Annotated in this window: 19 protein-coding genes and 1 pseudogene; 11 read left to right on the plus strand and 9 right to left on the minus strand. The window is 68.2% G+C overall.

What is annotated here, in order from left to right; translation table 11 throughout:
• The 3 genes and pseudogenes from A5745_RS05760 to A5745_RS05770 form a co-directional block, all read left to right on the plus strand.
• Window positions 1-1,065: pseudogene (locus tag A5745_RS05760) on the plus strand (serine/threonine protein kinase); the annotation flags it as partial.
• Between the two features lie 45 nt (window positions 1,066-1,110).
• Window positions 1,111-3,267, plus strand: coding sequence for an excinuclease ABC subunit UvrB (uvrB, locus tag A5745_RS05765; RefSeq protein WP_076058833.1), 2,157 nt, complete (start codon window positions 1,111-1,113; stop codon window positions 3,265-3,267).
• Window positions 3,264-4,682, plus strand: a complete 1,419-nt coding sequence (locus tag A5745_RS05770) for an MFS transporter (RefSeq protein ID WP_076115429.1) — start codon at window positions 3,264-3,266, stop codon at window positions 4,680-4,682. Before uvrB ends, A5745_RS05770 begins: the two co-directional genes overlap by 4 nt.
• On the opposite strand, the gene A5745_RS05775 is transcribed toward A5745_RS05770, so the two are convergent.
• Window positions 4,666-6,237 (minus strand): hypothetical protein, encoded by a 1,572-nt coding sequence (locus A5745_RS05775; protein ID WP_076115430.1) that lies wholly within the window; start codon window positions 6,235-6,237, stop codon window positions 4,666-4,668. The genes A5745_RS05770 and A5745_RS05775 overlap by 17 nt on opposite strands.
• Window positions 6,238-6,510: 273 nt before the next feature.
• Here A5745_RS05775 and A5745_RS05780 point away from each other — a divergent pair, with 273 nt between their 5' ends.
• Entirely contained in the window at window positions 6,511-6,954 is a 444-nt protein-coding gene (locus tag A5745_RS05780) for a universal stress protein (RefSeq protein ID WP_076058838.1), read from the plus strand.
• 9 nt (window positions 6,955-6,963) lie between these two features.
• On the opposite strand, the gene A5745_RS05785 is transcribed toward A5745_RS05780, so the two are convergent.
• Window positions 6,964-7,641, minus strand: a complete 678-nt coding sequence (locus tag A5745_RS05785) for an MBL fold metallo-hydrolase (RefSeq protein WP_076058840.1) — start codon at window positions 7,639-7,641, stop codon at window positions 6,964-6,966.
• 113 nt (window positions 7,642-7,754) lie between these two features.
• On the opposite strand from A5745_RS05785, the gene uvrA reads away from it, so the two are divergent.
• Window positions 7,755-10,664, plus strand: coding sequence for an excinuclease ABC subunit UvrA (uvrA, locus tag A5745_RS05790; protein ID WP_076115431.1), 2,910 nt, complete (start codon window positions 7,755-7,757; stop codon window positions 10,662-10,664).
• Here the strand turns inward: uvrA and A5745_RS05795 are convergent.
• The 6 genes from A5745_RS05795 to lysX all read right to left on the minus strand — a co-directional run bounded on the left by A5745_RS05795 (window position 10,661) and on the right by lysX (window position 19,121).
• Complete coding sequence (locus A5745_RS05795) at window positions 10,661-11,830, minus strand: winged helix DNA-binding domain-containing protein (RefSeq protein ID WP_076115432.1); 1,170 nt, start codon at window positions 11,828-11,830, stop codon at window positions 10,661-10,663. The two genes, uvrA and A5745_RS05795, sit on opposite strands and share 4 nt — an antisense overlap.
• A gap of 4 nt (window positions 11,831-11,834) precedes the next feature.
• Window positions 11,835-13,538 (minus strand): serine/threonine-protein kinase PknH/PknJ, encoded by a 1,704-nt coding sequence (locus A5745_RS05800; RefSeq protein WP_076115433.1) that lies wholly within the window; start codon window positions 13,536-13,538, stop codon window positions 11,835-11,837.
• Window positions 13,531-13,770 carry a hypothetical protein gene (locus A5745_RS05805; RefSeq protein ID WP_076058847.1) on the minus strand — a complete coding sequence of 80 codons (240 nt, stop codon included), beginning with the start codon at window positions 13,768-13,770 and terminating at the stop codon, window positions 13,531-13,533. Before A5745_RS05805 ends, A5745_RS05800 begins: the two co-directional genes overlap by 8 nt.
• Window positions 13,752-14,207, minus strand: coding sequence for a DUF6653 family protein (locus A5745_RS05810; RefSeq protein ID WP_076058849.1), 456 nt, complete (start codon window positions 14,205-14,207; stop codon window positions 13,752-13,754). The genes A5745_RS05805 and A5745_RS05810 overlap by 19 nt, the downstream gene beginning before the upstream one ends.
• Before the next feature lie 6 nt (window positions 14,208-14,213).
• On the minus strand, window positions 14,214-15,707 hold the full coding sequence (locus A5745_RS05815; protein ID WP_371336856.1) for an alpha/beta hydrolase-fold protein: 1,494 nt from the start codon (window positions 15,705-15,707) through the stop codon (window positions 14,214-14,216).
• A 66-nt stretch (window positions 15,708-15,773) separates the two neighbouring features.
• Window positions 15,774-19,121, minus strand: a complete 3,348-nt coding sequence (gene lysX / locus A5745_RS05820) for a bifunctional lysylphosphatidylglycerol synthetase/lysine--tRNA ligase LysX (RefSeq protein WP_175879767.1) — start codon at window positions 19,119-19,121, stop codon at window positions 15,774-15,776.
• Between the two features lie 424 nt (window positions 19,122-19,545).
• On the opposite strand from lysX, the gene infC reads away from it, so the two are divergent.
• The 4 genes from infC to A5745_RS05840 are packed head-to-tail and all read left to right on the plus strand — an operon-like array spanning window position 19,546 to window position 21,570.
• The gene (gene infC, locus A5745_RS05825) at window positions 19,546-20,142 is read left to right on the plus strand and encodes a translation initiation factor IF-3 (protein WP_076058878.1); all 597 of its coding nucleotides are present in this window, start codon (window positions 19,546-19,548) and stop codon (window positions 20,140-20,142) included.
• A gap of 23 nt (window positions 20,143-20,165) precedes the next feature.
• Window positions 20,166-20,360 (plus strand): 50S ribosomal protein L35, encoded by a 195-nt coding sequence (rpmI, locus tag A5745_RS05830; RefSeq protein ID WP_076058850.1) that lies wholly within the window; start codon window positions 20,166-20,168, stop codon window positions 20,358-20,360.
• A gap of 38 nt (window positions 20,361-20,398) precedes the next feature.
• Entirely contained in the window at window positions 20,399-20,788 is a 390-nt protein-coding gene (rplT, locus tag A5745_RS05835) for a 50S ribosomal protein L20 (RefSeq protein ID WP_076058852.1), read from the plus strand.
• 5 nt (window positions 20,789-20,793) lie between these two features.
• A complete protein-coding gene (locus A5745_RS05840) occupies window positions 20,794-21,570 on the plus strand; it encodes an RNA methyltransferase (RefSeq protein WP_076115434.1) in 777 nt (258 codons plus the stop codon).
• 102 nt (window positions 21,571-21,672) lie between these two features.
• On the opposite strand, the gene A5745_RS05845 is transcribed toward A5745_RS05840, so the two are convergent.
• On the minus strand, window positions 21,673-22,692 hold the full coding sequence (locus tag A5745_RS05845; RefSeq protein ID WP_076058856.1) for an oxygenase MpaB family protein: 1,020 nt from the start codon (window positions 22,690-22,692) through the stop codon (window positions 21,673-21,675).
• 272 nt (window positions 22,693-22,964) lie between these two features.
• On the opposite strand from A5745_RS05845, the gene A5745_RS05850 reads away from it, so the two are divergent.
• Window positions 22,965-23,819, plus strand: coding sequence for an adenylate/guanylate cyclase domain-containing protein (locus A5745_RS05850; protein WP_371336857.1), 855 nt, complete (start codon window positions 22,965-22,967; stop codon window positions 23,817-23,819).
• Between the two features lie 18 nt (window positions 23,820-23,837).
• Complete coding sequence (locus A5745_RS05855) at window positions 23,838-24,647, plus strand: rhomboid-like protein (protein ID WP_076058858.1); 810 nt, start codon at window positions 23,838-23,840, stop codon at window positions 24,645-24,647.
• Window positions 24,648-24,657: the final 10 nt, after the last annotated feature.

The raw sequence follows: 24,657 nt of genomic DNA on the forward strand, positions 1-24,657 counted from the left end.
CGCCGCGAAGACAGGTTCGATCGGTGTCGGGACTTCGCGGCCGCCGTCAGCGAGCGGTTGGACAACGCCGCCACGGCTCGGATAGCCACGCACCGGCGGCGCGGCGCCCCGGCGCTCGTCGCGGCGATGAGCCACCGATGCTCGTCGAGGACCCGATGGGCGACCGCGCTGGTGTGCGCGGTGCTGGTCGCCGTGGCGGCGACCTGGTCGGTCCTGTACTCCTTCCAGCCCGAACCCGCGCCGGGCAACCCCGCGCTTGCCTCGAGACCGTCGCCGCCGGCCCCGAGCGCCGCGCCCACGGGGCCCGGCGGTCCCACATTCAGCGGCACCTACAAACTGACCTACGACCAGAGCAAGCGGACCGGCAACGGCGTCGCGATCCGTCAGGACACGGCCGACACCGACTGGTGGGCTTTCCGCTCCGCGTGCACGACGAACGGCTGCGCCGCCACCGGGACCCTGTTGGACGGCGCCGACCACCAGGTGGCTAGCACCGCCGGCGGAGGCCGGACCGACACCCTGCGTTTCGTCGGCGGGTATTGGCAGGGCGCTCCGCAACAGGTGCGGTTGCACTGCGTCCCGCCGGACGGCCTTGTCGGGGCGACCCAGCAGGAGACGGTCGCCTGGTCGCTCGCGCCGCAGGCCGACGGCACGCTGCGCGGCACGGAAACCCAGACCGTGATGAGCAACGAGTGTGGCGCGCAAGGGGCCGTGGTGCGGATACCGGTGGTGGCCACCCGCGTCGGTGACGCGCCCGCGGGCGTGCCGCTGGCCGATCCGACGCAGGTCCTCGACACCTCGACCGCGCCGGCCAACCCGGTACCGCCCGTCCTCGGCGGGTCGTGCACCGACGTCGACAAGCTCGCCTACGACCCGACCAACAACGAGCAGGTGGTCTGCGAAGGCACCGCCTGGGCCAAGGCCCCCATCACGACGGGTGTGCACGCCTCGGGCAGCTCGTGCGACCGCCCGGGCACCTCGGTGTTCGCCACCTCCACCTCGAACGACGGCTACCTGCTCCAATGCGACCCGGTCAGCCGGACGTGGACCCGGCCGGCGGGCTAGGCGAGGACCGGCACGCTTGTCGGTGGCTGGCTCTACCCTGGTGGCATGGCTTTCGCCACTGAGCATCCGGTCGTCGCGCATTCGGAATACCGCGCCGTCGAGGAGGTCATGCGCGTCGGTGGCCGCTTCGAGGTCGTCAGCCCGCACGCGCCGGCCGGCGACCAGCCGGCCGCCATCGACGAGCTGGAGCGGCGCATCAAGGCGGGGGAGCGCGACGTCGTGCTGCTCGGCGCCACCGGCACCGGCAAGTCGGCCACCACCGCCTGGCTCATCGAGCGGCTGCAGCGGCCCACCCTGGTGATGGCGCCCAACAAGACGCTGGCTGCGCAGTTGGCCAACGAGCTGCGAGAGATGTTGCCGCACAACGCAGTCGAGTACTTCGTGTCGTACTACGACTACTACCAGCCGGAGGCGTACATCGCGCAGACCGACACCTACATCGAGAAGGACAGCTCGATCAACGACGACGTGGAGCGGTTGCGGCACTCCGCGACCTCGTCGTTGCTATCGCGCCGCGACGTGGTGGTGGTGGCCTCGGTGTCCTGCATCTACGGCCTGGGCACACCGCAGTCCTACCTGGACCGATCCGTCGAGCTCCGCGTCGGCACCGAGGTCCCCCGCGACGCGCTGCTGCGGCTGCTCGTCGACGTGCAGTACACCCGAAACGACCTGTCCTTCACCCGCGGCTCGTTCCGGGTACGCGGCGACACCGTGGAGATCATCCCGTCCTACGAAGAGCTGGCGCTGCGCATCGAATTCTTCGGCGACGAGATCGAGGAGCTGTACTACCTGCACCCGCTGACCGGCGACGTGGTCCGCAAGGTCGACTCGCTGCGGATCTTCCCGGCCACCCACTATGTGGCCGGGCCGGAACGGATGGCGCACGCGATCTCGACGATCGAGGAGGAGCTGGCCGAGCGTCTCGCCGAACTCGAAGGCCAGGGCAAGCTGCTGGAGGCTCAGCGGCTGCGGATGCGGACCAACTACGACATCGAGATGATGCGCCAGGTCGGGTTCTGCTCGGGTATCGAGAACTACTCGCGGCACATCGATGGCCGCGGGCCGGGCTCGCCGCCGGCGACGCTGCTCGACTACTTCCCGGAGGACTTCCTGCTTGTCATCGACGAGTCGCACGTCACCGTGCCGCAGATCGGCGGCATGTACGAGGGCGACATGTCCCGTAAGCGCAACCTGGTGGAGTACGGGTTCCGGCTGCCGTCGGCCTGCGACAACCGCCCGCTCACCTGGGAGGAGTTCGCCGACCGCATCGGGCAGACGGTGTACCTGTCGGCCACCCCCGGCCCGTACGAGCTGAGCCAGACGCAGGGCGAGTTCGTCGAGCAGGTGATCCGGCCCACCGGGCTCGTCGACCCCAAGGTCACGGTCAAGCCGACGAAAGGTCAGATCGACGATCTCATCGGCGAAATCCGCAAGCGCACCGCGCTCGACGAGCGGGTGCTGGTGACCACGTTGACCAAGAAGATGGCCGAAGACCTGACCGACTACCTGTTGGAGATGGGCATCCGGGTGCGGTATCTGCATTCCGAGGTCGACACGCTGCGCCGGGTGGAACTGCTGCGCCAGCTGCGGCTCGGCGACTACGACGTCCTGGTCGGCATCAACCTGCTGCGGGAGGGACTCGACCTGCCCGAGGTGTCGCTGGTGGCGATCCTCGACGCCGACAAGGAGGGCTTCCTGCGCTCGACGCGCAGCCTGATCCAGACCATCGGCCGCGCCGCGCGCAACGTCTCCGGCGAAGTGCACCTCTACGCCGACACCGTCACCGATTCGATGCGCGAGGCCATCGACGAGACGGAACGGCGCCGCGCCAAGCAGGTCGCCTACAACGAGGCCAACGGCATCGACCCGAAGCCGCTGCGCAAGAAGATCGCCGACATCCTCGACCGGGTCTACTCCGAAGCCGACGACACGGAGACCGTCGAAATCGGGTCCGGGCGCAGCGTCTCACGCGGGCGGCGGGCGCAGGGCGAGCCGGGCCGGGTGGTCAGCGCCGGGGTGTTTGAGGGCCGCGACACGACCAACATGCCGCGCGCGGAGCTGGCCGACCTGATCAAGGACCTCACCGCGCAGATGATGGCGGCCGCCCGTGACCTGCAGTTCGAGCTGGCCGCGCGGTTCCGCGACGAGATCGCGGACCTCAAAAAGGAACTGCGCGGGATGGACGCCGCCGGGCTCAAGTGACGCACACCGCCACCATCACCGGTAGCTGGCGCGAGCTGCTGGGCGCCCGCTACCTGGGGACGTCCGTCGTGCTGGCCGGTGGGGTAGCGCTGTATGCCACCAACGAGTTTCTGACCATCAGCCTGCTTCCCAATACGGTCGCCGAAATCGGCGGCAGCCGCCTCTACGCCTGGGTGATGACCCTGTACCTGGTCGGGTCGATAGTCGCGGCGACCATGGTCGGTCCGATGCTGCTGCGCTACGGGCCGCGCAGGTCGTATCTGATGGGGCTGGCCGTGTTCGCCGTCTCCAGCCTGGCCTGTGGCGTGGCGCCCAGCATGGAAATCCTGATCGCGGGACGCGCCCTGCAAGGCGTGGCCGGGGGCTTGCTGGCCGGCCTTGGCTATGCGGTCATCAACACCGCGTTGCCGCGCGCCCTGTGGACCCGGGCCTCCGCGCTGGTGTCGGCCATGTGGGGCGTCGCCACGGTGGTGGGGCCCGCGACGGGTGGGCTGTTCGCCCAATTCGGTTTGTGGCGTTGGGCTTTCGTCGCGATGGCGATTGTGACCGCCTTGATGGCGTTGCTGGTGCCGGTCGCGTTGCCCGCGGGTCGGGGCGCCTCGAGCGGTGCCGCGGCGGTCTTGAGGGTGCCGGTGTGGTCGCTGGTGCTGATCGGGGCCGCCGCGTTGGCGATCAGCGTCGCCCAAATCCCGCACGACGTCGTCGCGACCGGCGGGCTGCTCGCCGTCGCCATCGTGCTGGTCGGACTGTTCGTGCTCGTCGACTGGCGGATGCCCACAAAAGTCTTGCCGCCCAGCGTATTTGGTCCCGGACCCTTGAAGTGGATCTATCTGGCCATGGGTGCGCTGATGCTCGGCGCCATGGTGGACACCTACGTGCCGCTGTTCGGTCAGCGGTTGGCGCATCTGAGCCCCGTGGCGGCCGGGTTCCTGGGCGCTGCGCTCGCCGTCGGCTGGACGTTCAGCGAAATCGTCAGCGCATCGCTGGAAAGCCCCCGGGCGATCGATCGGGTTATCGCGGTCGCGCCGGTGGTGGTGGCCTCGGGTCTGGCACTGGGCGCATTCACCCAGCGCGACAACGCATCCGGCGGGGTCGTGTCGCTCTGGACGCTGGCCCTGCTGGTGGCCGGGATCGGAATCGGCATGGCGTGGCCCCACTTGTCGGTGCGCGCAATGGATTCCGTCAACGACCCGGCCGAAGGCGGGGCGGCGGCCGCGGCGATCAACACCGTGCAGCTCGTCTCCGCGGCATTCGGCGCCGGCCTGGCCGGCGTGGTGGTCAACACGGTCCAGGGCGGCGACGTGATGGAAGCCCGTTGGCTGTTCGCCGTTTTCACCGCCTTGACCGGCGCCGGTGTCGCGGCGTCCTACGCGGCGGTCCGCGGCGGTCGCCGCGCCCTCACCGCGTCGACTTGACCACCTGCGAGTAGTGGAATTGCCAACGCTCGACGATGTGGAAGCCGAGGTAGCTCGGGAACCGATACGCCGGGGCGCGGCCGAACACCCCCGGGGGCAACGGTTCTCCGACCTGGTGATCGGGCAGCGACTTGTCCTTATTGGTGATGGTCCAGATGGTGGAGCACTTGTTGATCTTGGCTGTCGTCAGCCACACCGCGACGTGGCCGTCCCACAGCCAACCGACCTTGGGGCCGTAGGCGCCGCGCCCGACGTCGATCACCGACCGGAAGGCCGCGGGCCGGGTGGCCAGCACCGCGCGGATAGGACCGGGCCGCCAGGGCACCGTGTTGTCGACCAGCAGGCAGTCCCCAGGCGCGGCGTGGGATTGGATCAGGTCGGCCACCTGGCTGTAGTCCCAGCCCTCCTTGGCATACGGCCAGCGCTGGATGAACAAATAATTCGGCAGCGCGGCCGCGGCGAACGCCAGGACCACCGCAGCGATCGGCCCCGGTTTGCGCGCGAGCGTGACGATGCAGACGGCCATGACCATGGCCACTGCGGGCGTGGTGAGGATCAGGTAGCGGGGAAAGTAGATCGGTTCGATGACGGCCGAGTAGACGACGACGAGCGCGGTGGGTAGGACGATCCACGCCGCGCAGATGAGCAGCAGTACGCGCAGGTCGCTTGCCGGACGCCGCGCGCCGGTCAGCCGGGCCACGACCGCCGCGCCTATGAGCACCGCCGTGAGAATCGCGAACGGAACGCTGTGGTCGAAGTACTGCCGCAGGACGATGTCGAACGCGTAGTGCCAGCTGACCGGAAAGATCCAGTTGACCTGGTAAACCTGGCCATGGGCGAACACGAGGAACGGCGTCATGACGCCGACGGCGACGGCCGAGCTGACCGCCCACCACATGACCGGAGACTTACGGGATCGCTTCGGCACCAGGAGCGGAAGCATCGCGGCGTACACCAGAACCAACAGGATCAGGTTGAGGCTCAGCAGGATCGACAGCATCAGCGCCAGCGCGTAGCACAGCCACAACCGCGGCGTGTTGCGCCGGACCGCGGCGACGAACAACACCGTCAGCCACACCGCGGCGGCGGCCGCCATGGCGTACGGGCGCGCCTCGATGCCCGCCCACGTGGTGCGCGGCAAGATGGCGAAGACGGCGCCGGCGCAAAGTGCCGTCGCACGCCCCGGGACGAATTGCTTGCTGAACACCGTGACGCCCGCGGCCGCAGCCCCGATCGCCAGGGCGCTGGGCACCCGCGACCAGAATTCGGTCGGCGGAAATATCGCGAACCAGCCGTGCATCAGCAGGTAATAGAGGCCGTGCACGGCGTCGATGTGGCCCAGCAGTTTCCACAGCTCGGGCAAGGTTCGGCTGGCCGCCGCCGATATCGTCGCCCCCTCGTCGAACCAGAGCGAAGGGCGGGAGGCCCAGGCGGCGCTGATGACGGCGGCCAGGACGCCTACCAGCCACGGGTCGAGCAGCCGGCCGGGCCCGCGGGCGGCCGCGGACTTGTCAACGACGCCCGGCGTGGGCTGCTCGAGGGTGGGCATCGACATGATGCTTGTCACTGTAAGTCAGGCGAGGCCGCGTACGCGCAGGTCACCGGCGCTCGTGACCCGCATTTCGCGAGAAGGTCTGCGATGCAATGCTTTCCGCCCCCCGCACGCTGCAGCGCGGGCATTATGGCCGCAAAATTGCACGTTGCCGCAGCGTGGCGGGATAATTTGCGGGTTGCGCCACGCCACCAGTGTGTGGGTAATCTGACCCATCTTTCTCCGGCAACGCGATACTGTCTGGGGTTGGCGTAGCAACCGACACTGGGAGGGTAAATGAGCGCCTATCGGACTGTGGTGGTCGGGACCGACGGCTCGGACTCGTCGATGCGTGCTGTGGACAGAGCAGCCACCATCGCCGGGGACGGCGCCAAGTTGATCATCGCGTCGGCGTATCTACCCCAGCATGAGGACGGCCGGGCCGCCGACATTCTGAAGGACGAAAGCTACAAGGTGTCGGGCACCGCCCCGATCTACGCGATCCTGCACGACGCCAAGGAGCGGGCGCACAAGGCCGGCGCCAAGAACGTCGAAGAGAAGCCGATCGTCGGTGCCCCGGTGGACGCGCTGGTCAAGCTAGCCGAGGACGAAAAGGCCGATCTGCTGGTAGTCGGCAACGTCGGTCTGAGCACCATCGCGGGCCGCCTGCTGGGATCGGTGCCGGCTAACGTCTCACGTCGGGCCAAGGTCGACGTGTTGATCGTGCACACCACGTCGTAATCGTTCGGTCTACCAGCCCCGCTCGCGCCACTCGGCGAGGTGGGGGCGTTCGGCGCCCAGCACGGTGTCGTCGCCGTGTCCCGGGTAGATGACGGTGGAGTCGTCGTACACGTCGAACACCCGGGTCGTGACGTCGTCGAGCAACTGGGTGAAGTCCCCGGGCTGCCAGGTCTTGCCGACGCCGCCGGGGAACAGGCAATCGCCGGTGAACAACTGGGTGACCCCGCCCGTCGCGGGCCCGTCGAGGGCCAGCGCGATCGATCCGGGCGTGTGCCCGCGCAGGTGGATGACGTCGAAGCTGAGCTCGCCGATCCGCACGGTGTCGCCGCCCGACAGCAAACGGTCCGGTTTGACCGGCAGCGCTTCGGCGTCGATCTCGTTGGCCGCCGTCGGCGCGCCGGTGGCCGCGGCGACGGCCTCGAGCGCCTGCCAGTGATCGAAGTGCTGATGGCTGGTCACGATCAGCGAGACCGTCGGGGCGTAACGGCGGATCAGGTCCGTCAGCACCTCGGCGTCGTTGGCAGCGTCGATCAGTAGGGTTTCTCCGGTCGCCGCACACGTCACCAGATAGGCGTTGTTGTCCATCGGTCCCACCGACGCCTTTAGAATCGTGGCGCCGGGTAGGGTCCGGCGGGCCGCAGTACCAGGGTCGACGTGTCCGGTGTAGTTGTCATCCACGGCAGTCATGTGCGCCACGTTACTGGTCAATCGAAACTTGTCGGTGCGGGCACATAGCATGGAATGCGCCGTGCGCGTTCACCGCTTTAAGCACTGGCAAGAGCTCCATCGAGAGGGACAGCGTGGCTGACCGCCTGATCGTCAAGGGCGCCCGTGAGCACAACCTGCGCGGCGTCGACCTCGACCTGCCGCGCGACTCGCTGATCGTGTTCACCGGGCTATCCGGGTCGGGCAAATCGTCGTTGGCGTTCGACACGATTTTCGCCGAGGGGCAGCGCCGCTACGTCGAGTCGTTGTCGGCCTACGCGCGCCAATTCCTCGGGCAGATGGACAAACCGGACGTCGACTTCATCGAGGGCCTGTCCCCGGCCGTGTCCATCGACCAGAAGTCGACCAACCGCAACCCGCGGTCGACGGTCGGGACGATCACCGAGGTCTACGACTACCTGCGGCTGCTGTACGCGCGCGCGGGCACACCGCACTGCCCCATCTGCGGCCACCGGATCGCGCGGCAGACGCCGCAGCAAATCGTCGACCAGGTGCTGGCGATGCCGGAGGGCACCCGCTTCCTGGTGCTCGCCCCGGTGGTGCGCACCCGCAAGGGCGAGTTCGCCGACCTCTTCGACAAGCTCAACGCGCAGGGCTACAGCCGGGTCCGGGTCGACGGCGTGGTGCATCCGCTGACCGATCCGCCGAAGCTGAAGAAGCAGGAGAAGCACGACATCGAGGTGGTGGTCGACCGCCTCACGGTCAAGGCCACCGCCAAGCAGCGGCTCACCGACTCGGTGGAAACCGCGCTGAACCTGGCCGACGGCATCGTGGTGCTGGAGTTCCCCGACGATCACGACGAGCACGGGCATCCGCGCGAGCAGCGGTTCTCGGAGAAGCTGGCCTGCCCCAACGGGCATCCGCTCGCGGTCGACGACCTGGAACCGCGGTCGTTCTCGTTCAACTCGCCCTACGGCGCCTGCCCGGAGTGCGTCGGCCTGGGCATCCGCAAGGAGGTCGACCCCGACCTGGTGGTCCCCGACCCGGATCGCACCCTGGCCGAGGGCGCGGTGGCGCCGTGGTCGAACGGCCACACCGCCGAATACTTCACCAGGATGATGGCCGGGCTCGGCGAGGAGCTGGGATTCGACGTCGACACACCGTGGCGCAAGCTGCCGGCGAAGGCCCGCAAGGCCATCCTGGAGGGCTCCGACCACCAGGTGCATGTGCGCTACCGCAACCGGTACGGCCGCACCCGCTCGTACTACGCCGATTTCGAAGGCGTGCTCGCGTTCCTGCAACGCAAGATGGCCCAGACCGAGTCCGAGCAGATGAAGGAGCGCTACGAGGGCTTCATGCGCGACGTGCCCTGCCCAGAGTGCGAGGGCACCCGGCTCAAGCCCGAGATCCTGGCGGTGACGCTGGCCGCGGGGGACCGCGGTGTGAAGTCCATCGCCGAGGTCTGTGAACTGTCCATCTCGGACTGCGCGGACTTTCTTCAGCGCCTCACCCTCGGTCACCGCGAGCAGGCGATCGCCGGGCAGGTGCTCAAGGAAATCCAGTCGCGGCTGGGCTTTCTGCTCGACGTGGGGCTCGAGTACCTCTCCCTGTCGCGCGCCGCGGCGACGCTGTCCGGCGGGGAGGCCCAACGCATCCGGCTGGCCACCCAGATCGGCTCCGGTCTGGTGGGTGTGCTCTACGTGCTCGACGAGCCGTCCATCGGGCTGCATCAGCGCGACAACCGTCGTCTCATCGAAACACTAACGCGCCTAAGGGATCTGGGGAACACGCTGATCGTCGTGGAGCACGACGAGGACACCATCGCGCATGCCGACTGGGTGGTCGACATCGGCCCGGGCGCCGGCGAGCACGGCGGCCAGATCGTGCACAGCGGCACCTACGGCGAGCTGCTGGCCAACAAGGCGTCGATCACCGGTGCCTACCTATCGGGCAAGGAAAGCATCGAGATGCCGGCGATCCGGCGTCCCGTCGACCGGCGGCGTCAGCTCACCGTCGTCGGCGCCCGCGAGCACAACCTGCGCGACATCGACGTGTCGTTCCCGCTCGGCGTGCTGACCTCGGTGACCGGCGTATCCGGTTCGGGCAAGTCGACTCTCGTCAACGACATCCTGGCGGCGGTGCTGGCCAACCGGCTCAACGGCGCCCGGCAGGTCCCGGGCCGGCACACCCGCGTCACCGGTCTGGACCGGCTGGACAAGCTGGTCCGGGTGGACCAGTCGCCGATCGGGCGCACGCCCCGGTCCAACCCGGCCACCTACACCGGGGTCTTCGACAAGATCCGCACCCTGTTCGCGGCCACCACCGAGGCGAAGGTCCGCGGCTATCAGCCCGGCCGATTCTCGTTCAACGTCAAGGGCGGTCGCTGCGAGGCGTGCACGGGCGACGGCACCATCAAGATCGAGATGAACTTCCTGCCCGACGTGTACGTGCCGTGCGAGGTCTGCCACGGCGCCCGGTACAACCGGGAAACCCTTGAGGTGCACTACAAGGGCAAGACCATCTCCGAAGTGCTGGACATGTCGATCGAGGAAGCGGCGGAGTTCTTCGAGCCGATCACCGGCATTCACCGCTATCTGCGCACGCTGGTCGACGTCGGCCTGGGCTATGTGCGGCTCGGCCAGCCCGCGCCGACGCTGTCCGGCGGCGAGGCACAGCGGGTCAAGCTGGCCGCGGAATTGCAGAAGCGTTCGACCGGGCGCACCATCTACATCCTCGACGAGCCGACCACCGGCCTGCATTTCGACGACATCCGCAAGCTGCTCAACGTGATCAACGGCCTTGTCGACAAAGGCAATACGGTGATCGTCATCGAGCACAACCTCGATGTGATCAAGACATCCGACTGGATCGTGGACATGGGTCCGGAGGGCGGCGCCGAGGGCGGAACCATCGTCGCCGAGGGCACACCGGAGGACATCGCCGCGGTGCCGGAAAGCTACACCGGGAAGTTTCTCGCCGAGGTCGTCGGCCGCGGGCGTGCGCCCGCGAGTGCATCGCGGCGGCGGCGCAAAGTCGGCGTTTAGGTTTCGCGGCCCGCCGATTTGGACAGCGGGGACGGAAAGCGCGGGCTGATCCGCACGCCGTCCAGCCAGGACGTGAGTTCGTCGGCCCGTCGCTGCAGGGCACGGCGGGCGCGCTGGCCCGGGTCCTCGAGGAGCTGCAGCCGCACCCGGGCGCCGTCGTCCTGATTCCAGCCGCCGACGATGCGTCCGTTCCACCACGCGGTGGGGCCCGCGTTGCCGTTGCGGTCGAAAACCTGACCGCGGTGCGGGCCGAGGTACCAATCCCTTTCGGACCAGCCCATCGCGGTGGCGTCCAGGCCGGGCAACAACGCGCACCACGGCCCCACGTCCGGTTTCGGTTCGAGGTCGTCCGGGAGCGCGTAGCCGGGGCTGCCGTGCAGGTCGACCTGCACGGCACCGATGTCGCCCAACGCCTTTCGAACCGCGGTCGCCGTGGTGCCGAGCCACCATTTGATATCGGCGGCGGTGGCCGGGCCGAAGGTGCGCAACCAACGCCGGATGAGTTCGGCCTGGGCGTCCACCGATTCGTCGCGCGCCCCGAGCCACTGGGACGCGTGGACCCACCGCGGCCGCGACGTGGTCCAGGCTCCGTCGTTGGGTCCGCGCACAATGTCGCCACGCGCCGAGAGCACGGTGAGGACCCGCGGGGCAATGGGAACGGCTCCGCCCCACCGTTTTCCGGGCGCAGGATCATATGTTCCGGTCAGCTCGGGCAGCGCGGCACGCAGCTCGGTGCTGCTGGCCGGCCCGTTGTCGTTCAGGTGGCGCAACACCGCGGCGCAGGCCCGCTCGAGCCAGCGGTCCCCGTCCGCGGCCAGGCCGGCCTTGTGGACGTCGGCGGCCAGCCGGCGGCGTTCGTTGTCGGCGACCCGGTCGCTGGCCGCGGACTGGATCATGGCCAGGTCGTCGCTGTTCACCAACCACAGTGTGCGGCGCATCGCCAGATGCCTTAGCGCGGAGCGCTTCTCGTACAGCTCCACATCGAGGTCGGCGGTGGCGAAGCCGGGGGATCGGGCCCACAGCGACAGGTATGGAGTCGCGGGGTCGGTCGCGTGCAACGCGACGAGCCCGGCGATGATCCGCGTTATGGGCTGCGGATCCGTTGGCGACAGAAAGTGCCTGCGCGCCAGGCGGTTCCGCCGCTCCTCGACAGTGAATTTTCGCATGCCGCTATTTCGGTATCTTGGCCGCCATTTCGTTGGCGATCAGCCTGGCCTGATTGATGGTTCCGGGTGCGCAGACGTTGATGTCGAGGACAACGTTGGACACGGCGTCGAGGACGTGCTGGCACACCACGGGGCTGCCGGCCAAACTGTGCTGCAGGGCGATATTGGGCGGATTTCCGCTGAGTTGGCGGAATGTCCACTCGGACGTATGGCCGTTGTTGACTTGAGTCACGGATTTCCCGGCGCAGTTTCGCCACTGGTCCACCTGACCCGTCACAAAACCGTTTGCCTGGTCCGTGGAGGCGAATATCACGGCGCCTTGGACCACCGCATAGCCGGGGTTGCTGTTCGGCTTCTCCATCAACTGGGCCACCATCGCGGTGTATCCACTGCTCTTGTAAACCCGTGTCTGGTAACCGATGAGCGGCCCGCGACACTGTTCGTCCGACAGGGTGTCCTCGGGGCCCGGGTCCTTCATATCCCTCGTCGTGCGGCTGACGACGATGCCCGTGGTGCCGACGACACCGTTGATCTGGTCGGGGCTGAGCAGGATCGAATCCAGTTGCGCGGCAGCGACCGTCGGGACCGCGGAGGTCGATGCGGTCACCGTGGTCACGGTGGTCGGACTGCTGGTGGTGGTGACTGGGCTGCCGGCCTGCCCGCCGTCGGTGTTGGCCAGTCCCAGCCAAATCCCGGTGGCGGCAACGGCGGCGACGACGGTTAGCACAGCGGCCAGGATCAGCCAGGGTCTGCGCCGCACCGGCGCGGGGTGCGGCAGTGGTGGCGGTGCCCATGGGATCGGTCCGCTGGGCGCCGGGGCGAACTGCTGGGTGTGCGCGAGCATGGTGACGGCACGCTCGCGGTCCGGAACGCTGAGCGCTTGCTGGGCGGCGCGCGCCAGATCCCCGGCGCTGGAATAGCGGTGCATGGGATGTTTGGCCATTCCCCGGGCGATCACGTCGTCGAAGGCGGCCGGGATGCCCTGCCGTTGCTGGCTGGGCCGGGGGATGGGTTGCATGAGATGCGCACCCATCAAGGTGGTGAGGTTCTGGGTTCGATACGGCCGTGTGCCCGTGAGGCATTCGAACAGCACGCAGGCCAGCGCGTAGATGTCGGATCGGTAGGTGACGTCGTCGTCGCCGAAGCGCTCGGGTGCCATGTAGCTCCAGCTGCCCACCGCGGTTCCGGTTTGGGTGAGGTGATGCTGGTCGGTGGCCGCGGCCGCGATGCCGAAGTCGACCAGATAGGCGAAGTCGTCGCCGGTGATGAGGATGTTTTCGGGTTTGATGTCGCGGTGGACGACCCCGGCGCGGTGTGCGGCATCCAGCGCCGCCGCGACCTGGCTGACGATCGCCACCGCGCGGGGCGGCGATAGCGCCCCTTCGCGGCGAAGCACACCACCGAGGTCCGTGCCTTCGATGAAGCGCATGTCGATGAACAGCTGACCGTCGATTTCGCCGTAGTCGTGGATGGGCACGATGTGGGGTTCTTGGAGGCGTCCGGCGGTATGGGCCTCGCGCTGCATGCGCCGTCGAAATACGTTGTCCGAGTTGAATTCCTGGGACATGAGTTTGAGCGCGACGGTGCGGTCCTTCGCGGTGTCGTGGGCCTCGTAGACTTCGCCCATTCCGCCGCGGCCCAGCAATCGCATGAGGCGGTAGGGCCCGAACTGCGTGCCCACCCGCGAGGCCGGCACGGCGTCACTCATCGGGGTGCATCGACTCGCGGATCTGCGCCAGCCGCTCGGCCGCGGCGCGCTGACGCTCGTCGTATTGCTCCTCGACGTCGCGGCCCTCTGGAGTTTCCGCGGCCAGTTCCGCGGCGCCCTGCGAGGTGCCGTAGCGCGTCTCGATCTTCTCGCGGACGTATTCGAAGGTCGGCACGCCCGCATCGTCGTACCCGGGGTCGGGCTCCGCGGGAGTCACTGGTTCGTCGGGCATGCCTCAGAGGTTACTTCGGCCGCGTGCTGGCGATCGAAATAGCGCACCATCTGCTCCCAGTACACCAGCGTCAGCGCCATCTGCACGGCGGTCGCGAGGGCGGCCGGGACCAGCCGGCGCCGGCGAGCCGAGATCAGGGCGCCGAGCGCGGCCGCGGAGGAGAGCGCGCTGACGACCATCGCCGCGTCGCGGGGCCGACGGCTGATCCACAGCTCCTCGCCCAGCATCGCCCTCGTCGACCAGGCGTGCTGGTGCGCGGGCTTGCCGAAGACGAACGGATTGACCGCCAGCCACACAGCCAGCACCACGGCGTGGCTCCAGCGCCGCGTCCACGCCGGCACCAGCGTCAACGGTGTCGTCGCCCAGCGCGTCCACGCACTCCACGGATTGCAGTGCCGCGCAAAGAGTGCGCGACGTGCGCGCTCGACCGCAGACACCGGCCGCTACTTCATTGCGGTGGCGGGACGCTCGACGGGGACCACCGGGCCGGTATGGACGGAGGGCGGGGTGGTGCCGGGCAACGCAATCCGCGGGACGTCGGGGGTGCCCAGCTGGCCGGCCAACCACGGCAGTGCGGACGCGAAGACCCGGTCCGCGAACGGCCAGTCGTGCTTGCCCGGCTGGGGCAGGACGGCACAGTCGATGCCGTGGTCACGGCCGAGCGCGCACAGCGAATACGCGGCCGCCGTCTGGTTGCTCGGGTTGGCGGCGGCATCGCGGCCGGCCAGACGTATCGAGCCGGCATCCGCCATCGCGAAGTTGCGCCGCGGCGCCGGCGGAGCGTCCGAGGAGACCGCGAACCATCCGGCCACGTCCGTGTAGTGGCCGTGCCGGGTGATCACGGTGGTCGGGTCGAACGCCGCCCATGCGGTCGCGTTTCCGCCGAACAGCCGGGCGATGGTCTGCGCCTTGGTCCCCGCATTCGGGAAGAAGTCACCCGCGACATCGACGAAGGCGCTGAACATCTCGGGGTGCATGACGGTCAGATCCACGGCGCAGGTTCCGCCCATGGACCAGCCCACGATGCCCCAGTTGGACCGCGCGGGGCTGACGCCGAAGTTCGAGACCATGTACGGCACAACGTCTTTGGTCAGATGATCGGCCGCATTACCACGAACCCCGTTGACGCATTCGGTGTCGTTGTTGAAGGCGCCTCCGGAGTCCACGAACACCAGCACCGGGGCCTTGCCGTGATGGGTGGCCGCGAAGTCGTCGATCGTCTTGATCGCGTTGCCGGCGCGCGTCCAGTCCGCGGGCGTGTTGAACTGCCCTCCGATCATCATGACGGTCGGCAGCTGCGGCGGGGGGTTACTGGTGAACCACTCGGGCGGCAGATAGACGAGTTCCCCGCGGTGCTTGAAATGTGAGGCGTCGGACGGGATCACGACCGGGACCACGCTCCCGTGCGCGGGCCGGTTTCCCTTGCTCGCCATCGCCGCGACCGTGGCCTTGTCGGTTTGATCGGGCAGCGGGCCGGAGGTGAGCTGGCTCCACGCGGACTGCACGGTGGGGAAGTAGCCGACCCACAGGTTGAGCACCAGCGCCGCGCTGAGCAGGCACAGGGGCACGGCCACAAATGCTGCGCCGCGCCGCCAGTAGTGCGCAGTGCGCCAGCCCAGGATCAGCACCGCTGCGGCCGTGCCCGTCAACGCGATCCAGAGCCACAGCGCCGCGGGCGCGGGTTCGTCGGAGAGGCCCCGGTCGACGATGTACCAGTGCGTCGCGTAGGCCGTGACGCCGCCGGCCAAGCCGGCCGCCGGCAGCCACACCGTTCGCCAGCGCCGCGAGCGCCAGCCGATGGCCAACGCCAGCACGACTCCCGCGGTCAGCTGGATCGTCAGGGGAAGCCAGCCATGCATCAGCGAGGTGTGGCTGGTTGCGAGCAACTGCGCCATGGCATGGGGCGTCGACGCGGTCACGGATCCATTGTGAGGGATCGTTAACCTCCCCGGAACATATTCACCGAATGTTCGCCGTGCGCACGCCGGGTGTCGGCGGCCACACTAGTGGGGCTTGGCCAGCGGAAATGGCAGGGTCTCGCGGATGCTGCGGCCGGTTATGAGCATCACGAGGCGATCGATCCCCATCCCGAGCCCGCCGGTCGGCGGCATCGCGTATTCCATCGCCTGCAGGAAGTCCTCGTCGAGCTCCATCGCCTCGGGGTCGCCGCCGGCGGCCAACAGTGACTGCTCGTGCAGGCGGCGCCGCTGTTCCACCGGATCGGTGAGCTCGCTGTAGGCGGTGCCCAGCTCGACACCCCACGCCACCAGGTCCCACCGCTCGGCGACGCCGCGCCGACTGCGGTGCGGGCGGGTCAGCGGAGACACGGACGTCGGAAAGTCGATATAGAACGTCGGCCGCTCGGTCCGGTCCTCGACGAGGTGCTCGTAGAGCTCCAGCACCACCGCGCCGGCGTCCCACTGCGCCCGGTAGGGAATGTGCGCGGCATCGGCCAGCTTGCGCAGCACGCTCAGCGAGGTGTCGGGGTCGACGCGTTCGCCCAGGGCTTCGGACACCGCGTCGTGGACGGTTTTCACCGGCCACACGCCCGAAATGTCAACGGGCTCAACGTCGGCCGCGTCGGGCCCGGGGTCCGTGCGGGGCCGCAACACGGTCTGCTCGCCGTTGGCGGCCTGGGCCGCGTTCTGGATGAGTTCGCGGCATCCGTCGATCCACGTCAGGTAGTCGGCGTGCGCCTGGTAGGCCTCCAGCAGGGTGAACTCGGGGTTGTGGCTGAAGTCCACCCCCTCATTGCGGAAGGCCCGGCCCAGTTCGAACACTCGCTCCACGCCGCCGACGCACAACCGCTTCAGGTAGAGCTCCGGCGCGATGCGCAAGAACAGGTCCATGTCGTAGGTGTTGATGTGCGTGACGAACGGCCGGGCCGTGGCTCCGCCGTGGATCTGCTGCAGGATCGGGGTTTCGACTTCGATGAACCCCTTGGCGAACAGCGTCTCCCGGACCGAACGCAGCACGCTGCTCCGGGCGGTGATCAGGCCACGCGATTCGGTATTGACGGCCAGGTCGACGTACCGGGTCCGCACCCGCGCCTCGGGGTCGGTCAGCCCCTTCCATTTGTTCGGCAACGGCCGCAGGCACTTACCGATCATCCGCCAGTCGCGCACGATCAGCGAGCGCGTCCCGTTCTTCGAAAACCCCATGTGGCCGATCATCTCGACCAGGTCGCCCAGATCGATGGCCGCGTGGAAATCCGCGGTGCGACCGCACTCCAGACGTGAATTGTCCAGCAGCACTTGCATTTCGCCCGACCAGTCACGCAACTGGGCGAACAGGACACCGCCGAAATCGCGGATCCGCAATATCCGGCCGGACACCGAGACGGCGTCCTGGTCGTTGGCGTCGAGCGCCTGCGCGACGGTGTGACTTGGTGGGGAGCCGACGGGGTAGGCGTCAATGCCGGTGCGGCGCAGCGTCTTCAGCTTGGTCAGGCGCACCCGCACCTGCTCGGGCAGGCGGGACCTGAACTCGTCCTCGTCTTCGTCGATGCCCTCGTCGCTCCTGAGCCCGCTGACATCCGGAGCCGACCCGTCGTGGTGCAGGAGCCCCGATTCCGCCAGCCGGGCGGGTACCGCGGGGTGGTGTCCGGTGTGCAGCTTGTCGCGCCGCCGGAACGGCAGCACCAGGAAACCCTCGGCGATCACCGACGCGACGCCCACCCGTGGGATCAACCGGGCGTCTTCGTAACAGGCATAGCGGGGCACCCATTCGGGTTGGTACTTCATGTTCGAGCGGTACAGGGTCTCCAGTTGCCACCAGCGCGAGAAGAAGATCAACAGCCCGCGCCACAACCGGGCAATCGGACCGGCGCCGAGTTGGGCACCTTGCTCGAACGCCGACCGGAACATCGCAAAGTTCAGCGAAATGCGGGAGATACCAAGGGTTTCAGCGTTGAGGGCCAGATCGCTGACCATCAGCTCGATGGTGCCGTTGGGGGACTGCGGGGAACGGCGCATCAAATCGAGGGAGGCGCCCGTGGTTCCCCAGGGGACCAGCGACAGCATGGCGACCACGTGGCCATGGGGGTCGAGAGCCTCGACCAGAAGGCAGTCCCCGTCGGCCGGATCACCCAGCCGGCCCAGCGCCATGGAAAAGCCTCGCTCGGTTTGGGTGTCGCGCCAGGAGTCCGCGCGCGAGATGGTCTCGGCCATCTCCTCGGGGGAGATGTCGCGATGCCGCCGGATGCGCACCGTCAGCCCGGCCCTGCGTGCGCGCGTCACGGCCTGCCGGACGCCGCGCATCTCCGGGCCGGACAGTTTGAATTCGGCGGTCCGCAGAATCGCCTCGTCGCCGAGCTCGAGCGCGTTGAGGCCGGCCTCCCGATACACCTGCGCGCCTTGCGAACTGGCGCCCATGACGCCGGGAGCCCAGCCGTAGGTCTGGCACAGACCCAGCCACGCATCCACGGCCTGCCGCCAGGCGCGCGGATCCCCCACCGGGTCGCCGCTGGCAAGGCAGACGCCGATTTCGACGCGATAGGTGATGGCAGCGCGGCCGCTGTGCGCGAACACCACCGACTTGTCCCGACGGGTCGCGAAGTAACCCAGGGAGTCGTTCTTGCCCCACAGCTCCAGCAGGCCGCGGATGGCCGACTCGTCCTCACCGGTCAGCGCGTTGTCGGCGCGCTGGGACTGGAACAGCACGATCGTCGCGGCGATCAACGCGAGCGCGCCGAACAACCCGAAGATCGCGTTCATCAGCACGTGCGGCCTGCCGGTGAACAGGGTGGGGTCCGCGAGCGCGAAGCCGACCACCCGGTTGGCCACGTAGGGCAGGCGGTCTTGCCGCGCAAGCGATCCGGGGAACAGCTCGACGAGACCCCAGGACAGCAGGATGCCGATGACGTCGCCGACGACCAATACCGCGGCCGCCTTGAACAGCGCGGCCTTGCGGACCTTGGCCCAGAACTCCCGATAGCCCAAAACCAGCAGGACGACCGCGACGACGTGCACGGCGAACCCGAGGTTCTCGCCGAAGGTTTCGGCGGCGGTGTTGTCGCCCGCGGCGATGTCGGCGGCATTCCAGAACGCGGCGAGGATCATCTGGCCGAGCAGCAGCAGCCAAGCGATGCGTTTGCGCGCGGTCAGGGCCGCCGCCAGCAACGCCAGCACGAACGACCACGCGAGGCTGGTGTCCGGGAAGTTGAACAGGTAGTCGTTGATGAATTCGCGCGGGACCTTGATCAGCCAGCGGAACAGTGGCGACACGCTGCCCACCAATGACAGGGTGGCGATGACGCCAACGGTCCAGCCAGCCGCCGCCGGTACCCAGTGATACCGGGAGCGCGACCGGCTGCCCGACCGAGGCCCCGAGCCAGCAGAAGCGAGTGTCACAGACCGCGAGGATATGCCCTTAACCCGTGAAATGCCGCGCGATGCGAAAGAGGATGCGAAAGAGTTTGTCGGCCGCGTTGCCGGACTCGCGAGTGCTGGCAGGCGGCGCTTGGCTGCTAGACTGTCCGTCGCGACCATCCCGGCGAAAGCCAGGACAGTTAAGTGGAGTCCCACTCCCACCGCTAGCCACGAGAAGCTTTGCGTCTCGGTCACGGCGACACGGTCCGGTCACGGGCATTTGCATAATGCCTGCTCCGCGCGTGGCGCGGGCGGCTTGACCCAAGGTTCAAGCCGCGATCGGTCGGCATTGGGCCCTGCTTGTGCAGGGCCTTTTTGCTGGTGGTGTGGTGTTTCCACCGCTGACTCGGACGGGCCCAGGCACTGGTCGTGATTGGACGACCAGAAGCCCAACAAGGGAGGCCCCATCAGCACTGAGACCCGCGTCAACGAGCGCATTCGCGTACCTGAAGTCCGATTGATTGGCCCAGGGGGGGAGCAGGTAGGCATCGTGCGTATCGAAGACGCACTGCGCGTCGCCGCAGACGCCGATCTCGACCTTGTCGAAGTCGCCCCGAACGCCAGACCTCCGGTCTGCAAGATCATGGACTACGGCAAGTACAAGTACGAGGCGGCGCAGAAGGCGCGCGAATCCCGCCGGAACCAGCAGCAGACCGTCGTCAAAGAACAAAAGCTTCGACCCAAGATCGACGATCACGACTACGAGACCAAAAAGGGCCACGTAGTCCGCTTCCTGGAAGCGGGATCGAAGGTGAAGGTCACCATCATGTTCCGCGGACGCGAGCAGTCGCGGCCCGAGCTGGGCTACCGATTGCTGCAGCGGCTGGGCGCGGACGTCGCCGACTACGGCTTCGTCGAGACGTCGGCCAAGCAGGACGGCCGCAACATGACGATGGTGCTGGCACCGCACCGCGGCGCGAAGACTCGCGCCAGGGCGCGTCACCCCGAAGGACATGAGGCCGCGCCAGCGGCCGATCCGAATACCGCAGAACAGCAGAACTAGAACCAACTAAGACCAGAGGAAATATGCCCAAGGCCAAGACCCACAGCGGGGCTTCGAAGCGGTTCCGGCGCACCGGGACCGGAAAGATCGTCCGGCAGAAAGCCAATCGCCGGCATCTGCTCGAGCACAAGCCCACCAAGCGCACCCGGCGGCTGGACGGCCGCACCACGGTTTCAGCCAACGACACCAAGCGCATCAACGCCTTGTTGAACGGCTGACCCTGACCATTTACGTCTGAACGAGAGTAGGAATATCCATGGCACGCGTGAAGCGGGCGGTCAACGCCCACAAGAAGAGGCGCAGCGTTCTGAAGGCCTCGAAGGGCTATCGCGGCCAGCGATCCCGGCTCTACCGCAAGGCCAAAGAGCAGCAGCTGCATTCGCTGAACTACGCCTACCGCGACCGTCGCGCGCGCAAGGGCGAATTCCGCAAATTGTGGATCTCGCGGATCAACGCCGCCGCGCGCGCCAACGACATCACCTACAACCGGCTGATCCAGGGTCTCAAGGCCGCGGGTGTCGAAGTGGACCGCAAGAACCTCGCCGATATCGCGATCGCCGACCCGGCGGCGTTCACCGCGCTCGTCGACGTCGCCCGGGCGGCATTGCCCGAGGACGTCAACGCCCCCTCGGGAGAGGCTGCCTAACTTCGGTGTTGACCGAACGCTCGGCCAGGGTGGCGGCGGCGGTCAAACTGCATCGGCACGTCACGCGCCGGCGCTCGGGACGGTTTCTCGCCGAGGGCCCCAACCTGGTCGAGGCCGCGTCGGCGCGCGGCCTGGTCCGGGACGTCTTTGTCACCGAGTCGGCGGCGCGGCGCCATGAGGCGCTGCTCGCCAAGCAACAGGCGCCCGTCCACCTGGTGACCGAACGTGCCGCAAAAGCCTTGTCCGACACCGTTACTCCCGCGGGGGTGGTGGCGGTGTGCGACGTCCCGGCCATCGGGCTCGAGGACGTGCTGGCCGACGCGCCCCGGCTGGTCGCGGTCGCCGTCGAGATCGGCGAGCCGGGCAATGCGGGCACGGTCATCCGCATCGCCGACGCCATGGGCGCCGCGGCCGTGATCCTGGGCGGGCACAGCGTCGACCCCTACAACGGCAAGTGCTTGCGCGCGTCCGCCGGCAGCATTTTCTCGATTCCGGTCGTCGCCGAGCCCGACGTCCATGCCGTCCTCACCGCGCTGCGCGCGGCGGGGCTGCAGCTGCTGGCCGCCACGGTCGACGGCGAGACCCGCCTCGACGAGGCCGGGGAACTGCTCAGCAGTCCGACGGCCTGGCTGTTCGGGCCCGAATCACACGGCTTGCCAACCGAAATCGCCGGCCGGGCGGATCGCCGCGTGCGCATCCCGATGTCCGGCGGCGCGGAGAGCCTGAATGTGGCCGCGGCCGCGGCGATCTGTCTCTACCAGAGCGCGCGGGCCCTGGCGTAGGTCTAGGCCGCACGCCGAGCGTGCACCCACGGCGAGAAATCGGCCAAAATCTCGCCCTCAGTTCACGTGCGGCGATGTGGGAGGCTCCGGGCGGTGTGGCCCCTACGCTGCCTTTCCGCGGCCCCTAGCCGGGCGCATGCCGGCCAGCGACAGCGTGGTGTGCACCAGCGACCCGGCGCGCTCCATCAGCGACTTGCGCGGCGGGAAGTAGTGCATCGGCAGCCCGCGGCGGTCACGCGGCGGCGCCACGAATTTCGGTGCCTCGACCAACGGAGCGTCGCCCGGAATCCGCCCCTGGGCGCGCCGGTATGCGGCCAGCGCGCGCGGGTGCAGGCGGATCTCGTCGGGGACGGCCAGGAAGGCCAGCTCGACCATCTTGCCGAAGACGCGCAACAACACCTCGTCGCCCGGCGTCCAGCGCATTCCCGCCTTCTCGCGCACCGCGGGCTCGAACAGACCCGCCGCGATCCAGCGCTGACCGGCCACCAACGGCCTGAAAAGTTGGTCCCAGATCGGCGTCGGCATCAGGATGAACTTGGGCTTGGGGATGCGAATCTGGAAGATGTCCAGCGTCGCCTGGTTGATTTCCAGCTCCTCGCGGCACACCCGGTCCCAGTACTCCTGGAATTCCTCCCAGGATTTCGGCACCGGCCGCATGCTCATCCCGTACATCCGGTACCACCGCACATGCTCGTCGAACAGCTGCCGTTTCTCCGCCTCGGTCAAGCCCCCGCAGAAATACTCGGCCACCTTGATGACGAGCATGAAGAACGTGGCGTGCGCCCAGTAGAAGGTCTCGGGGTTCAGGGCGTGGTAGCGGCGCCCCGCGGTGTCGGTCCCCTTGATGGTGTCGTGGTAGCGCTTGATCTGCTCACCGGTCTGCGCGGCCCGCTCGCCGTCGTAGACGACGCCCATGATGGGGTACACCGACCGGGTCACGCGCTGCAGCGGCTCGCGCAGCAGGATCGAATGCTCCTCGACCCCCGCGCCGAGTTCCGGATACATGTTCTGGATCGCCCCGATCCAGATGCCCATCATCCCGGTACGCAAATCGCCAAAGTACTTCCAGGTGAGGGAATCTGGTCCGAGCGGATCAGCGGATGCAGTCGACGCGGCAGTCATCACGGCCTCCTAGTACTACCTGCGCTCACGATAACTTTGACAACGCGCGTTGTCTATGATTTCAGCCCCCGGCGCGGCCGGGTGTTACCGACTTTCGATGACGGCGTGGCCGGCCGGTAATCCGGTGTCAATCAGCGGCTTCGATGCGAGATGTGACACAACCCCACCGAGTGTCATTGCCTGCGTCAGCCGGAACTACTTACCCTGACCAAGTGGAGCGCGCACCTGGCGATCCGGTCCCGGGTGAGCCCCTGGAAACGGACTCTGAATCGGTGACCACGGCGGCGCCCCCCGACTCGAAACTTCGCTCTCCGGCGCGGTGGTTGCGCACGACCAACCACAGCCCCGGCGTGGTGGCGTTCGTCCGGCGAGCGCGGCGGCTGTTGCCCGGCGACCACGAGTTCGGCGACCCGCTGTCCACCGCGGGTGAGGGCGCGCCGCGGGCTGCGGCACGCGCCGCCGACCGGCTGCTGGGGGATCGTGACGCCGCGTCGCGTGAGCTCAGCCTTGGCGTGCTCCAGGTGTGGCAGGCGCTGACCGAGGCGGTGTCCCGACGGCCGGCCAACCCGGAAGTGACGCTGGTGTTCACCGATCTGGTCGGCTTTTCGACCTGGTCGCTGCACGCCGGTGACGACGCGGCGCTGGCCCTGCTGCGGCAGGTGGCGCGGGCGGTCGAACCGCCGCTGCTGGACGCGGGAGGCCACATCGTCAAGCGGATGGGCGACGGGCTGATGGCGGTGTTCGGCGATCCGACCGTCGCCGTGCGGGCCGTACTGGCCGCCAAGGAGCAACTGAGAACCGTCGACGTGGACGGCTACACGCCGCGGATGCGGGTCGGGATCCACACCGGACGCCCGCAGCGGATGGCCGCCGACTGGCTCGGCGTCGACGTCAACATCGCCGCCCGCGTGATGGAACGGGCCACCAAGGGCGGAATCATGGTGTCGAGTTCGTCACTCGACCAGATACCCCAAACCGCGCTGGACGCGATGGGCGTGGTCGCCAAACGTGCACGTAAACCGGTATTCGCGCCCAAAACCGCCGGCGTTCCCGCGGACCTGGCGATCTATCGCCTGCGGACTCTTAGGGAGTTGACAGCCTCCGATCACACTTCGGAAACAAATTAGCCCGCATAATAGACACCGATGATTGGGGGCATCCTCTCCCGGCTGGCCCGGGTCCGGTTCACCATTGGGTACGTGGCGATTCTGCTCGCCATCAGTTGCGCGATCCTGGCGCTCGGCCCGCACGCGCACGACGTGCTCGTTCAGCGCGCCAGCACCAACCTGCACAACCTGGCGCACGGCCATGTGGGCACGCTGCTGGGCAGCGCGCTGGTCGTCGACGCCGGCCCGCTCTACTTCTGGCTGCCGTTCCTGACGTGCCTGCTCGCCCTGGCCGAACTGCATTTGCGCACCATCCGTCTGTTCATGGCGTTCCTCGTCGGCCACATCGGCGCGACGTTGGTGGTGGCCGCCGCCCTCGCGGCGTCGGTCGAGTTCGGCTGGCTGCCGATTTCCATCGCCCACGCCAGCGACGTCGGCATGAGCTACGGCGCCCTCGCGGTGCTGGGCGCGATGACCGCGGTTATTCCGTCGCGGTGGCGTGCGGCGTGGGTCGGCTGGTGGGTGGCGGCCGGCGTGGCGTCGGCGATCATGGGTGGTGACTTCACCGACGCCGGGCACACCGTCGCCGTCGTGCTGGGCGTCCTGGTGTCCGCGCGGTTCCGCCAACCGATCCGGTGGACCCCGGTACGCGTCCTGATGCTCGCGGCGTCCTCAGGGTTTGGCTTCCTCATGCTGGCGCACCACTGGGGAACGATGGCCGCCGCGTCATCGTTCGGTGTCCTGGCCGCCGCAGCGGCCTACGCGGTCGCGCAGTTCTTCGCGCGGCGCGGCGCGCTCGCGCTGGCAGCCGATGCGCCGGCCGGTCTGCAGCCGGTCATGGCGGGCTAAGCGCCCCTCG

The sequence above is a fragment of the Mycobacterium sp. IS-2888 genome, from assembly GCF_001954215.1.
In the GTDB taxonomy this organism is placed as follows: domain Bacteria; phylum Actinomycetota; class Actinomycetes; order Mycobacteriales; family Mycobacteriaceae; genus Mycobacterium.